Annotated in this window: 10 protein-coding genes and 1 pseudogene; 7 read left to right on the top strand and 4 right to left on the bottom strand. The window is 63.3% G+C overall.

What is annotated here, in order from left to right; translation table 11 throughout:
- A partial coding sequence (locus VGN68_RS10580; protein ID WP_327476429.1) for an AMP-binding protein occupies positions 1 to 1,208 on the bottom strand: 1,208 nt, incomplete at its 3' end.
- A 214-nt stretch (positions 1,209 to 1,422) separates the two neighbouring features.
- Entirely contained in the window at positions 1,423 to 2,436 is a 1,014-nt protein-coding gene (locus VGN68_RS10585) for a serine hydrolase domain-containing protein (protein ID WP_052208266.1), read from the bottom strand.
- 133 nt (positions 2,437 to 2,569) lie between these two features.
- On the opposite strand from VGN68_RS10585, the gene VGN68_RS10590 reads away from it, so the two are divergent.
- The 5 genes from VGN68_RS10590 to VGN68_RS10610 all read left to right on the top strand — a co-directional run bounded on the left by VGN68_RS10590 (position 2,570) and on the right by VGN68_RS10610 (position 9,852).
- Positions 2,570 to 3,310 carry a GntR family transcriptional regulator gene (locus VGN68_RS10590; RefSeq protein WP_052208263.1) on the top strand — a complete coding sequence of 247 codons (741 nt, stop codon included), beginning with the start codon at positions 2,570 to 2,572 and terminating at the stop codon, positions 3,308 to 3,310.
- The gene (locus VGN68_RS10595) at positions 3,307 to 4,611 is read left to right on the top strand and encodes a hypothetical protein (RefSeq protein ID WP_054588695.1); all 1,305 of its coding nucleotides are present in this window, start codon (positions 3,307 to 3,309) and stop codon (positions 4,609 to 4,611) included. The genes VGN68_RS10590 and VGN68_RS10595 overlap by 4 nt, the downstream gene beginning before the upstream one ends.
- 106 nt (positions 4,612 to 4,717) lie before the next feature.
- Positions 4,718 to 6,955: a TonB-dependent receptor gene (locus VGN68_RS10600; protein WP_054588694.1), complete on the top strand. Its 2,238-nt coding sequence runs from the start codon at positions 4,718 to 4,720 to the stop codon at positions 6,953 to 6,955.
- A 55-nt stretch (positions 6,956 to 7,010) separates the two neighbouring features.
- Positions 7,011 to 8,558, top strand: a complete 1,548-nt coding sequence (locus tag VGN68_RS10605) for a carboxylesterase/lipase family protein (RefSeq protein WP_082665267.1) — start codon at positions 7,011 to 7,013, stop codon at positions 8,556 to 8,558.
- Between the two features lie 61 nt (positions 8,559 to 8,619).
- Complete coding sequence (locus VGN68_RS10610) at positions 8,620 to 9,852, top strand: serine hydrolase domain-containing protein (protein ID WP_136173728.1); 1,233 nt, start codon at positions 8,620 to 8,622, stop codon at positions 9,850 to 9,852.
- 285 nt (positions 9,853 to 10,137) lie between these two features.
- On the opposite strand, the gene VGN68_RS10615 is transcribed toward VGN68_RS10610, so the two are convergent.
- The gene (locus tag VGN68_RS10615; RefSeq protein WP_054588691.1) at positions 10,138 to 10,548 is read right to left on the bottom strand and encodes a hotdog fold thioesterase; all 411 of its coding nucleotides are present in this window, start codon (positions 10,546 to 10,548) and stop codon (positions 10,138 to 10,140) included.
- Complete coding sequence (locus VGN68_RS10620) at positions 10,545 to 11,423, bottom strand: alpha/beta fold hydrolase (protein ID WP_039575377.1); 879 nt, start codon at positions 11,421 to 11,423, stop codon at positions 10,545 to 10,547. The genes VGN68_RS10615 and VGN68_RS10620 overlap by 4 nt, the downstream gene beginning before the upstream one ends.
- Before the next feature lie 68 nt (positions 11,424 to 11,491).
- On the opposite strand from VGN68_RS10620, the gene VGN68_RS10625 reads away from it, so the two are divergent.
- A complete protein-coding gene (locus VGN68_RS10625) occupies positions 11,492 to 11,992 on the top strand; it encodes a MarR family winged helix-turn-helix transcriptional regulator (RefSeq protein WP_223181259.1) in 501 nt (166 codons plus the stop codon).
- Between the two features lie 490 nt (positions 11,993 to 12,482).
- Positions 12,483 to 13,465 (top strand): annotated as a pseudogene (locus tag VGN68_RS10630) (helix-turn-helix domain-containing protein); the annotation flags it as partial.
- Between the last annotated feature and the right edge of the window lie 242 nt (positions 13,466 to 13,707).

Genomic DNA, 13,707 nt, shown 5'->3' on the forward strand with positions numbered 1-13,707 from the left:
TCGGGGAAATAGCGATCGACGACCCACGGTCCGCGGACCTGGAGCGCACCCGCCTGCTCACCGTCCCAGGGGAGCGGCGTGCCATCGCCGTCGATAATGCGCAGTTCGATGCCAAATTGCATGCGACCCTGCTTCGTCAGCAGGAGATCGTTCGCGAAATCCTCGCCTTCGGCCATCAGGAGCGGGGAGGGCGTCGAAATCACGCCGAGAGGATTGGTTTCGGTCATGCCCCAGAGCTGGAGCACAGTGACACCATATTTGGCGCGGAATGTCTCGGCCATCGCCCGCGGGACGGCCGAGCCGCCAATCACGAGGCGCTTGAGATTGCCGACCCCCGTCCCCGTGGTGTCGAGATGAGCGAGGTACATGGTCCAGATCGTGGGCACACCGCCCGAAAAGGTGACGCCCTCTTCGTTGATCAGATCGGCGAGACTGGCACCGTCCATCCTGTCGCAAGGAAGCACTAGCTTGCAGCCGTTAATCGCTGCCGTGAACGGAAGTCCCCATGCCGTCGCATGATACATGGACGAGCAGGGCATGATGACATCAAAAGCGCTGAACCCGAAGGCACTGCTCAGACCGGCCGCCATCCCGTGGAGAACGATTGATCGGTGGCTGTATAGGACGCCCTTGGGGTCGCCCGTCGTCCCCGAAGTGTAGCAAAGAAATGCGGCTGCCTTTTCATCGAAGCTCGGCCAGGTGAGGGCCCCGTCCTGGCGTGCCAGCAACGCTTCATAGTTCAACGCGTCAGCAACATCTGGCGCGGTCGCTCCGCGATCCGCGAGAAGGACATAACGCTCGATACCTGGAAGGAGAGGGCGCAGCCGTGCGACGAGCTCGGCTAGATTGGGCTCGAAGAAGAGAATGCGGCTGCCTGCATGAGCGATAGTAAAGGCGATTTGCTCGTCGCTGAGACGCGGGTTGGCAGTGTGCAATACAGCGCCCATGCCCGGCGCCGCATAGAAGAGTTCGAGGTGGCGGTGCGTGTTCCAGGCGAGCGACGAGACGCGGTCGCCCGTTGCAATCCCGAGGACACCAAGGGCCTGCGCAGCCTGACGCGCACGCTGATCGCAGCGGTGCCAGTCATACCGCCAAACCGGCTCATCGACAGCCTTCGAGACGATCTCCCTCTCGCCGTGCGCGCGCGCGGCATATTCCAATATTCCGCTGATCAGCAGCGGCGCGTCCTGCATCAATCCCCGTAACATGCTGCATCCTTCTTCGCCCCACTGCGGCGTCGCGTGCAAGGTTCCGCCCCTCGGGTATGATTGCCGCGCGGGCTGTCAATAACCGTCATCATTTTGGTCCAGCGGCAAACTCCACGTGCCGCGTTTCCATTCGGCCAGCAATTCTCAATGATCATATTGCAGCGGCACGGCCTAGGTTCGATCGGCCCCGACATGTTTTCGGCCGCGTTTCAAATTAGTCACTCGCCGCTTTCAGCAACAGTGACAGGAACCGCCAATCGGACCAATCGCCTTTTTCCCCCGCCGCCAAAGCCGCCAGATCGAGTTTCGCCTGCCTAACGATTGTAAGCCGAAGCGACGGAATGATATAGAGGCGTTGATCGCCCGCGCCGGCGGCGACGACCATATCCGCCGGGAGTTCGTTGGCATGACTGGTGATATCGGTGGACCGGGTAACAATATCGACAGCCGGCGTGCTACGGGGCAACCACCAGGTGAGACCGTAGGCCGGATTGGCCTGGCTACCCTTGAACAGCTCGGCGAACGCCAGTTCATCGACAAGCGGCTTGCCGTCGAGCTTCCCACCGCCGCGGACGAACTCGCCGATCTTCGCCCACTCGGACGCTGCCAGCACGAGGCCCTGCGGCATGAGCGGTGCGCCATCGGGGCCGCTGCGCCAACTGCCTATGGTAACCCCAAGCGGAGTGAGAATGCGCCGCTCCACATAATGGCGAGCGTTGCCGTCTTGGCCCTTGGCAACGAGCTTGCGCCGCATGATCTCTCCAAAGATTTGCATCGGGGCGGGACCATATTGGAATTTGCTGCCCGGCGCCGCCGTGAGCGGTGCCTTCACCGAGTCCAGATACCCTTGGGCCCTGCCGACGGTCGATGCCTGGCCGCCCGTCATCGACAGCAATTGCCGAAGCGTGATCTGTTCCTTTTTGGGGTCGCCCCTCCATTCAGCGAGTGTCTCCGATGCCCGCTCGTCGAGGGTTAGAAGTCCATCCTGTGCGCCCGCCGCCGCCATCAGCCCGACAAGGCTCTTGGTGCCCGACCAGAGTTCCTGCGGCGTCGCGATGTCTGCCGATCGGCAGCGCACTTTGCCATCTTCAAGTATCAGCAGCGCAACGCCGGAATTAGCCTCAGAATAGGCGATCGCTTCGGCACAGCCGGGAAGAGGGGCGGGTTCGCCTGCCGCGGCTGGCTGTGCCGCAACCGCGGCTGCGAAAAAGAGGATGGTGCGCTTCAAGATCCGACTCCGATTTTCCGATGCTTGTCATTCTCCATATTATCGATAATAAATTCATTCGCAATCATCGATTGCTCGTGTGCGCTGCCCGATTAGGATGGCGCCGCGAGCAGGGAAAGCCGAACGGAGAGACATGGCCGCGACGAAGACCGACGACGACAGCGCGCCGACGCAGGACCGCGTGATCGCGCGCCTTTTGACCGACGACATCGTCGAATGGCGGATTCCGCCCGGATCGTGGCTGCGCGAGCGCGAAATCGCCGCGCGCTTCGGAGTGAGCCATGCGCCGGTGCGCGAGGCGTTCCGGCATCTCGCGCGGATCGGGCTTGTCAAGGTCGTGCCGTGGCGCGGCACCTATGTGATCGATATCGACGAGCATGCTGCGAACGAGGTCTATGAACTGTGGAAATCGCTGTTCGGCGTCGTTTGTCGCCTTGCGGCCGCCGAAATGACCGACCGCGACGGGCGCGAACTGATGCACCGGCTTGTCGAATATAAGGATGTCACCCAGCGCACCGACAATACGTTCGAGCATATCAAGGTCTCGAACCGCATCGGTCGCTTTATCGCCAAACGCAGCAATGCGCCGCTCGCGCTCGAGCTCCTCGATCGGGTCGCGCTGCTCGCGCGCTGGCAGCACAATGTCTATACTGACAGCTATATCGAGACGCATGGCAACGAGGCGGCGAAGCGATCGGCCATCCTCTACGACGCGCTTTGCCGCCATATCGTCGCGCGCGATGGCGATGCCGCCGATGCGGTGGCGCGCGATCTGATCGGGGTTACTCAGAATAGTTTTGGGCGCGCACTCGAGGAATATAAGGCCCGCCACGCAAAGCCTAAGCCCAGCCGCCGCCGCGCAAAAGTGACATGAGCCGTCTCCCGACCGACCGCCGCACCTTGCTTAAGGCGGGCCTCGCGGCGCCGATCGCATTGCAGGTTGACTCCGCTGCCGCTGTATCCCTGGATTTGACCATGTTCGGCCCCGGACGCCTCTTCGCCGACGTCCAAAGCTATGCCGAGGCCGGCAACAAGCAGTCGGGCGGCGCGGGCGATCGCTGGACCGCCGACTGGACAGCGAAGCGGCTGTTCAGTGCCGGATTCGAAGTGGATCGCCAGACGTTTGACGTGCCTTGGTTCGAGGCGTCGCATTGCGAACTTACGCTCGGCGACCACACGATACCGCTCGTCGCACAGCCGCTCGCCGTCGAAACCGGCGAGGCCGGTCTCGCTGCGCCGCTGCGCCTCGCAGAAATCCCTGAACGCCTCGACGGCGCGATCGCCGTCGTGCGCCTGCCTTTCCGCCGCTGGTCGAGCCTCGTAGATCGTGCAGTGCGCGAGCCGCTCGCCGATGCGCTTGCGCGCGGTGCGAACGGGGTCATTCTCATTACGACTGGGCCGACGGGCGAGGCCTTGCTCCTCAATGTCCCGGCCGGTCATCCTGTATCGGACAAGCCACTTGCCTTGCTCGCGCCGCGACTCGCCGCCCCGGTGATTGAAGCCGCGCGCCACGGTGCCGCGGCGAAATTAGCGCTTCGCGGGCGCGGTGGGATTCGGGCAGCGCAGAATATAATCGGGCGACGCGTTCGCTCCGGTCGCCCTTGGCTCGTCGTCTCTACGCCGCGTTCAGGCTGGACCGATTGCGCCGGCGAGCGGGGGCCGGGTATCGCGATGTGGCTCGCGCTTGCCGACTGGATGCCCCGAGCGTTTCCGCAACACAGCCTGCTCTTCCTGTGCAACAGCGGGCATGAATATGAGAATCTCGGTGCGAGCCATATCGCCGACAAGGTGGGTCCAGCCCCCGGCGAGACCGCTTTCTGGTTTCATCTCGGCGCCAATGCGGCAGCACGTGACTATCAGGAAATGCCGGGGCGCTTGCTGCCGCTGCCAAGCGCCGATCCCTATCGTTTTCTCATGACATCGCCCGAATTCGTGACGTGTGCGCGCGAGATATTCAAAGGCCAGCCGGGGTTGGAAATGGCCTATCCTTCGGCGGAAGGCACAGCGGGCGAACTCTCGGAAGTGATAAAGGCCGGCTACGTGCGTCATGCCGGCATCTTTGGCGCACACCGTCATCACCACGCTGTGACCGACGATTTATCGACGGTCACACCTGACCCCCTTGCCGCTACGGCGCGGGGCGTCCGCGACCTGCTGAGCGCCGTCGTCTCTTAGACCAGCGAACCACCTGCAAAGACATTGCGCTTTCCGGCTTGACTTGCCGACGGTTTTGCACAAAATTATCGATAATAATTGCGATAACAAGATGGGGAGAGTGACCATGGGACGCAGAGCGAACCTTCTTTTCTGCACGGCCGCGATTTGGGTAGCCGTCGCTCCGCCTGCTTTCGCTCAAGACGCACCGTCCGAAGCTCTTCCGGACGCGGCTGAAGCGGATGATGACGGCGCCATAGTCGTAACGGCGCGCCGCCGCGAAGAGCGGCTGGCCGATGTGCCGACCGCGGCGTCGGTCATCGATATCACGTCGCTCACCGATCGCGGCGGCGCCACGGGCAGCGGCGAACTCCTCGCCGATCAGCCAAGCGTTCGCTTCAACAATCTGAACTCGTCCGTCACGTCGGAGATCTCGATCCGCGCTTCGTCGACCGCGCGTGCCACCAATGGCGACCCGAGCGTCGGGCTCTATCGCAACGGTGCCTATATCGCCGGCGGTCCGGTGGGCGGTCGCAACTTCACGCGGCTCGACCTGCTCGACATCGGCCGCGTCGAGGTTCTGCGCGGGACGCAGGGCGCGCTGTACGGCCGCAACGCGGTCGGCGGCGCGATCAATATCATCTCGGCCGAGCCCGAATTCGATCTCTCGGGCTGGGCGAGCGCGCGCTATGGCTTCGAGAACAACAGCTTCCAGACGCAGGGCGCGATCAATGTCCCGCTCGCCGATGGCCTGGCGATCCGCATCAGCGGCGATCTCGTCGAGCAGGACAAGGGCTTCTTCTACAATCCCGACAACGACGTCTATTTCGACCAGCAGAAGGGCCACGGACTGCGCGGCCAGATCCGGCTGAAGCGCGGGCCGGTCGACGCGATCATCACGGCCGAGACCCAGCGGCTGACCACGCCGACGATCCATTACCAGATATCCATTCCCGCGGGCACGCCAGGCTTTCCCGGCGGTTATACGCAGGATCGCTTTCGCTACCCCTGGAACACCGCGCCGCGCGCCAGCCAGGACGTGGACGGCCTTCAGGCGCTCGTCCGCGTGGATCTGGGCGGTGCCGACCTGACGTCGACAACCTCCTTTCGCAAGCGCACGTCCGAATATGATCTCGACAATGACGCGATCAGCCCCGCCGAGCTGGCGCGTGCGCGCGCCGCGGGGCAGATCGGCGCTCTCACGCCGCTCGATGCCAGCACCGCGTCCTACGTCGTCGACACGACCGACAATTTTTCGCAGGATATTCATGTCAGCGGGGCGAGCGATCGCTTCACATGGCTGGTCGGCGCCGAAATGCTGTTGCTCGACAGCGATTTCTCGGTGGCGACGACGCGCACGCCGACGCTCGCCAATCCGTCGCCGGGCAATATCGCGCCCGCGCGGCTGCATTTCGAAAGCTATGCGGCCTATGGCTCGCTCGGTTTCGACATCACCGACAGCCTCAACCTGACCGGCGAACTGCGCTATACCCGCGACAGCCGGAGCATCTCGGCGCGGCTTTACGATTTGGGGACTGGCCTGCCCACCGGCGGGCCATCGCGGATCATCGACGACAGCATCAACGCCGACAATCTCTCCTACAATGCGACCCTCTCGTACAAGCTCACGTCGAACATCCTCGCCTATGGCAAGGTCGGCAGCAGCTATCGGGCCGGCGGGTTCAACACGCGCCTCTCCGATCCGCGCGCGCCGAGTCCTGTGCAGGTGCTGTTCGGCAACGAAAACAGCACGTCTTACGAAGTCGGCATCAAGGGCAGTCCGATCCGCCGCGGCTATTTCGCAATCGCGGGCTATTACACCGAGCTTGAAGACCTGATCGCGCAGGTCGACGATGGCTGCGCGCTCACCAATCCGGCGTGCCCGATCGCCGCGGTCGCCTATCTAACCAACGCAGGCGATGCGAAAAGCTGGGGTATCGAGGCCGAATATAGCCAGGGCTTCGATCTCGGCGAAGGCAATGGCCGCCTCGCCTTGAGTGGCTCGCGGCAAGAGGGCAAGGTCAAGAGCGGCCGCTATGACGGGCTGGACCTTGCGCAGGTTCCCGACTGGCTCGCCTCGGCCAACCTCAATCTGCGCTACCCGGTCACCAAGGATGTCGCGCTGACCAGCAATGTCCTGATCAGTGGTCAATGGGGCGGCAAACAGGAGCTGACAGCGACCTCGGTCGACCTCGATGATTATGTCCTCGTCAATCTTCGGGTCGGCGTCGACTTCGGCAAGATCAGCGTCAGCGCGTTCGCGAACAACGTCTTCGACAAGGTTTATTTCGTCGCGCAGGCGCCGACGATCAACCGGTACAGCCAGCCTCGCGTCGTCGGCGTCGAAGGACGCATTTCTTTCTAGGTCGCGCTCCCGTCCGCGGCCTCCAGCCGCTGGTCGGGAAGGGTAGGAGGGCGCAATGCGGCATTTGGTGATGGCAGCACTGTTCGGTGCCGCGATGCTGACCGGATCGGTGTCTGTCGCGGCGGCGGAGACGGCCCCCGCGGCGACAATCGCGCAGGGGCGCCTTGCGGGCGCGCGCACGGGGGACGTCGAGCGCTTCCTTGATATTCCTTTCGCCGCCGCACCGGTCGGCGCTCTTCGCTGGCGGGCGCCGCAGGCACCGCCGCGCTGGCGGGGCGTCCGCGATGCCGCAAAACTCGGCCCGGCTTGTCCGCAGACGGTGCGCCCCGCACTTGTCGCGGGCGGGGTAGCCGAGCATCAGTCTGAGGATTGCCTCCAGCTGAACATCTGGCGCCCGGCGGGGGCGCGAAAGCTGCCAGTGATGGTCTGGATCCATGGCGGCGCCCATGTGGTCGGTTCGGGCACCTTCCCGGTTTTCGACGGCACCGCCTTCGCGCGGCAAGGTGTGGTTTTGGTGACGATCAACTATCGGTTGGGCGCGCTCGGTTATTTCGCCCATCCCGCGCTCAGCGCGGCCAAGCCGCGCGGCGAGGCGCTCGCCAATTACGGCCTGATGGACCAATTGGCCGCCCTGCGGTGGGTGAAGAAAAATATCGCCGCATTTGGTGGCGATCCGCGCCAGATCACCTTGTTCGGCGAATCCGCCGGGGCGATCGGAGTGACGACGATCCTTGCCCAGCCCGAAGCCAAAGGCCTGTTCGCCAAGGCGATCGTTCAGTCGGGCGTTGGTCTCCTCGATCCGCGCCCGCTTGGCGAGCAAGAAGCGCTAGGCGCGGCGTTGGCAGCGCGCGCAGGTGCGCCGCCTTCAGCATCGCTCGACGCGCTTCGCGCGCTGCCCGCCGCCGCGCTCGTTGCCGCTGGCGAGGTCCGGACGCCGGGCGCGATGACCGGCCCCATCCTCGACGGCGACCTGGTACGCGAAGCGCCTTGGCGCGTCTTTGCGCGTAGCGAGCCGATCGACGTTCCGCTCCTCGTCGGCGCGAACAGCAACGAGGCGAGCGTCATCCTTGCCATGGGCGTGCCGCCATCCGCCGCGCTCGCCTATCTAGGGCGCGACCAGGCGGCGGGCCGGGCCGCCTATGGCATGGGGCTGGCCGATGATGAACTGGCGCGCCAGGTGTTGGGCGACGCCTGGTTCGTCGCCCCGGCGCGCTGGCTCGCGGCCCGGACGGCGGGAGGGGCGCCTTCGTATCTCTATCATTTCGACTATGTCGCAGCGGCGCGGCGCGACCGCGCCAAGGGCGCCGCGCACGGGTCTGAAATCCCCTATCTGTTCGGGACGCTCGACTATTTCGCGTCGGTCGCCGGCGCCGTCGGTGACGAGGATCGCCGCTTCGGCGAAGGCATCGCCGCCTGCTGGGTTGGCTTCGCCAAGACGGGCGTTCCTGGCTGCGCACTCGTTCGCGACTGGCCGCGTTACGATGCGGCAAGCGACCGTCTCGCAAAATTTGCGCCCGAGTCTGGCGTCGTCGCCGGCTTTCGCAAGGCGCAGCTCGACCATCTGCTCAATGTTCACTTCGGGAACGGCCAGCCCAGGCCCTAGCCCGTCCGGCCGCGCTAGGCCCTCCGTTTCGACGATGTGCAACGAAGCTGGGAGAGAGAAAATGGCTGGAAGAACGAAATGGATGTGGCTTGCCGCTGGTGCGGCGATGGCTGGGGCTGCGGCCTTTGCGGCGCAGGGCGGGTTCGGGGGCAACGGCGGCGGCGAGGCGCGTCCCATGGTGCAGCTTCCGCCTGCGGCGCCCGCTGCTAAAGCGTCGACGTCGGCGGCATCGGCGCCCGCGGCCGCCAGCCTTTCGGCCACCGTCGGCGGTTATACCTATGACTGGACCGCGTTACAGTCGGCAATCGACGCTGATACCGAGGTCGATAACGGCTATTTCATCGTCGGGAATGCTTCGGATCCCGACTATCTCTTCGCTTACGAGAAGGGCAGCTTTGGTATCGATCGGGTGACCCCGCTTGCGTCGGCCTCCAAATGGTTCGCCGGCGCGCTGGGGATGCGCATGGTGCAGGCTGGCATCGCGACGCTCGACGATCCGATGCGGCCGCCGCTTGCCTTCTGGACCACGATCGGAACGAAGAAGGATGTCCAACTCAAGCATGCGCTGTCGATGACGTCGGGCTTCAATGCGAGCCCGCTCGTTGGCGGCTGTCAGCTGCTTCCGGCCATGACGCTCTACAATTGCGCGAAGAGCATCCACGATTTGCGCTATGATATTTTGCGCCCGGGCAACGCGCCCGGCGCGCAATATAGCTATGGACCGCACGGCCTTCAGGTCGCCGCTGCCTATCTGGAGGCAAAGGATATAAGCATTGCGCCCGGCACGTCACCGGCACGCCAGCGCAATTTTCACGAACTGTTCGCGCAGCATGTGACGACCCCGCTCGGGATGACGAGCACGACCTGGTATGACCCTGCGGGAAGCGCTCCCACCAACCCGTGGGTCGCGGGCGGCGCCTATTCGACGCCGCGCGACTATGCGAAACTTCTGCGTGCCTTCCTTGGCGGCAGCTTTATTACCGATATGACAAGCTTCACCCAGCAACGTACCGCAGGCTTGCCGCGCGTTTTCGTGCCGGCGAGCGCGGGCAATTGGGAATATGCGCTCGGCTCCTTTGTCGAATGCGACACGCCTTCGGCCTGCGCGACGTCCAAGATCAATTCCTCACCGGGTGCCTATGGTTGGACCGGCTGGATCGATCGCGAGACCGGCTATTACGCTTTGATCGCCACCGAAATATCGAGCGGAGGCGACCGGAAAGGCGTCGAGCTCGAACAGGTCATGCAGGATCTGATCGAGGATGCGATCGCGAATCGCACCCCGGCGCCCTGACCTGACCCAGCAGTCTAGTCACGCAGCACAGGAGAACTTGATCTCCATGCGCTGCGTGGCTGGCCTGTCGGACTAGGCAAAGTCGACGGCTCAAAGGCGAGCGGCCAAACCCGCGTGTGACCGGCAGGGAGCCGATTTGACTGAATGGCCGATGCGCGGCCGTCCGGTCGTGGGTTCGGCCTAGGGACACGTCGCCAAAAAGCGTGTCGCTGCCGCCACTGCCTCGGCTCCGAAAGCTGCTGGGCATGCATCTGGCCGCGCAGATTGGCTCGCCTCGGGCGGTTATCAGGCGACGTAGGCCCCTCTACCACTCGCCACCAAGGTTCCGTCTGCGGCTAGGATCCGGGTAGCCGCGACGCTTATCTGCCGCCCTAATTTCACCGGGCTGCCGATCGCGCGAAGCGGCCCCAGCTTGGCCGGTCGGTGAAAATCCACATGGAGGTCCGCCGTCGCCCGCGCAGCACCCCCCATCGCGATGATCGTATAGAGGCCGGTCAGATCGATCAAAGCCGATACGATGCCACCATGCGCCGCGCCGACCGTCGGATTTGAGATGATTTCGTCTCGCCAAGGCATGGAGATCACCAACTCGTTGGCGCCGACCTCAGCGATGCTGAGCCCGAGCCAGCGGTGAAAAGGGGCCAGCGCCAATAGGTCACGTAATTCCTCAAGCCCCGGGACGGCGGGGGCATTCATGATTTCATTTCCGCTTCATGGATGCCGAGCAAAAACTCTAGGATCGATTGCCCGAAAGCGTCGTTCTCGTCCCCCACCACCATATGAGTCGCATTCGCAATGTCGCTATACGCCATATGAGGGACAAGGCCCTGGAAATGCTTGACGGCTTCCAGCGAGACGAGATCGCTTGACCCGCCGCGGATCAGATGCACCGGCAAGGTCAAGCAGGCAGCGGCCGCGCTGAGCTCGGTGCGGCCATGGTCGCTGGAAACGCCGCCGCCCTGCTGCGTCACTCTTTCGATGAAGGCGGGGTCCCAGTGCCAATAGAAGCGTTCATCGTCCTTGCGGCGCAGATAGTGTGCTAGCCCGGCCGAAGCCTTCCGGCTGGGGCGATGGGGCAGATAGTCGGCAATGACCTGTGCGGCCTCTTCCACCGACGCAAAACCATCGCGCGCATGCGCCGCCATGAAACCGACCACGCGGGCGACGCCGCTCGGTTCCATCTGAGGTGTGACGTCGACCAGCGTCAGCGATCCGAAACTTCCCGGTGCGCATTTTCCCTCGGCGATGATCCCGGCCAGGCCACCAAGAGACGCGCCAATCAGCGCCGGTTTGCTCGCCGTCGCCGCAGCGATCTCGACGAGATCGGCCGCAAAATCGGAGATATCATAGGCTCCGTCGCTGGCCCATGCACTCTCGCCGTGCCCGCGCATATCGACTGCGATGGTCCGGAAACCATGGCTCGCGAGCCGGTGGGCTACCGCCCTCCATGCCCTTCGGGTCTGTCCGCCGCCGTGCGCGAGGATTACCGGTAATCCGAGTTCCGGGCCATCAACCGACGCTGCGATTTCATGGCCCGCTTTCCCGGCAAGCGTGATCGACTGATCAATCATTCCACGATCATACTATATCATATCTTACAGTAAAGGGTTTTCAGAATATGATGTTGGCTCTACAGTCCATGACGATGGTTGAACCTCGCAATACAAGCGGCATCTCTCCCGCGAAAAGTCTTCTGACGGCCTCAGACGAGTTTGTCTTTCTCATCGAGGAAGTGCCCCGCAAACTGCGTCGGAAGTTTGATGCCTCAACGGCGCGCTTCGGATTGACGCGAACCCAGTGGCGCGCGCTCGTCTATATCTATCGGACCCCGGGCATGACCCAAACCGACCTCTCCAAATGCCTCGAACTGGAGCGTGCCAGCGTTGGCCATGTTGTCGACCAGCTGGAAAGAATGGTGCTCGCGGAACGGCGCGCTGCCAAGGGCGACCGGCGCGTCTGGGAACTTCATCTTTTGCCCCGAGCGATCGAAATCCTGCCTCAGCTGCGCGCCGAAGCCGACATGATCTACGCGCGACTGCTCCATATGATTTCCCCAACTGAGATACGCGCGATGCGCTCATTGCTGACGAAAATGTCCGGCAATCTCGAAAGCGGATCGGAAGACATGCCTCCTCGATAGGAGCCGTGGAAGATTTGAAATGGCCGACGCCATTCATCGTCAGCAAGCCGATATCCCCAACTGGCACCGCTCGCGTCTGAGGCGGCGCGCCGCGGCCGTTCTGCCCCCGCTGCATCAGGTTGCCAGCACTGACGGCTAACTAATTGCGAATATCGCGGCACGGAGCCCTACCTGCCTCCCGCCGTGTTGCAGAATAGTCCGATCGAGCCGGCAATCGTTCGGCGGTGAGCGCCCTCCCGCGAGGCGGGCCGCTCTTGGCTTCGCGTGCCAGCGCCAATTGACCGACGAGCTATTTCGTGCAACGAGTTGTCTACCAAGAAACGAACCTCTGCGTGGAGACCGACATGGCTCAACCCGAGCGCTTCATGTGAGGGCGGATTGCCGGTGCTGTCCGCCGTCAGCACCAATGGCACAGATTTGAGGTTGTGATTTAAGGAGGATTTGGGCTTCGTCGTAGTGACTAAGGAACGAGGATGAAGCCCAATCCTCCTTGAAAAAATCGGCGCCGAAGGCCCCTGCTGAGCGGCTGGTGAAGGACATACGGCGTGCGACGCGCCGGCACTTCTCTGCAGAGGACAAAATCAGGATCGTGCTGGAAGGCCTGCGCGGCGAGGACAGCATCGCCGAGCTGTGCTGCAAGGATGTCATCGCCCAGAGCTTGTATTACACGTGGTCGAAGGAGTTCATGGAGGCGGGCAAGCGGCGCTTGGCGGGCGACACCGCCCGTGCCGCGACCACCGGCGAGGTGCACGACCTGCGCCGCGAAGCCCGTGCCCTTAAGGAATGCGTGGCCAATCTGACGCTGGAAAACCGGTTGCTCAAAAAAAGCATGATCGCGGATAGGGCTGACGACGAATGAGGTAACCCGCATCCGAGAAGCTGGAGATCATTCGGATCGTCGAGCAGTCGCACCTGCCGGCCAAGCGCACGCTGGAGCAGTTGGGCATCCCGCGCCGGACCTTCTAACGCTGGTACGACCGCTACCTCGAGCGCGGGCCGGAGGCGCTGGAGGATCGGCCATCGGCCCCGAGGCGGGTGTGGAACCGCATCTGCGATGATATCCAGCAGCAGATCATCGACATGGCGTTGGATACAACCGACCTGTCACCCCGCGAGCTCGCGGTGCGCTTCACCGACGAGAAGCGCTACTTCGTGTCGGAAGCCACGGTTTACCGTATGTTGAAAGCCCATGACCTGATCGCCAGTCCGGCCTTCATCGTGATCAAGGCCGCCGACGGGTTCCACACCAAGACGACGCGGTCGAACGAGATGTGGCAGACCGACTTCACCTACTTCAAGATCATCGGCTGGGGCTTGGTGTACCTGTCGACCGTGCTCGACGACTTCTCCCGTTATGTCATCCTTTGGAAGCTGTGTACCACCATGCGGGCCGGGGATGTCACCGACACGCTGGAGCTGTCCCTCGAAGCTTCCGGATGCGCGTCGGCCAGGATGATCCACAAGCCGAAGCTGCCAATGGGCCCGGCCAGCATATTGCCCGCGCCCCTTAATTCGTCAGGGAAATGGGCGGCGAGGAATTGCCGCATTTCGGTGCGAAATGCGTCTTCGCTCGTCTAGGCCGTGTTGACAAAAGGGATTCCCAAATCCTCCTCCTTCTGATTCAAGACTGCTTTTTGAGGATCAGTCATGGGTCGCGGGGATTTGTCGGATGCGGAGTGGGACCTGATTGGGCCGCTGCTGCCGCCTGAACGTGG

Origin of the sequence: Sphingopyxis sp. (assembly GCF_035998965.1) — a bacterium.
Classification (GTDB): domain Bacteria; phylum Pseudomonadota; class Alphaproteobacteria; order Sphingomonadales; family Sphingomonadaceae; genus Sphingopyxis.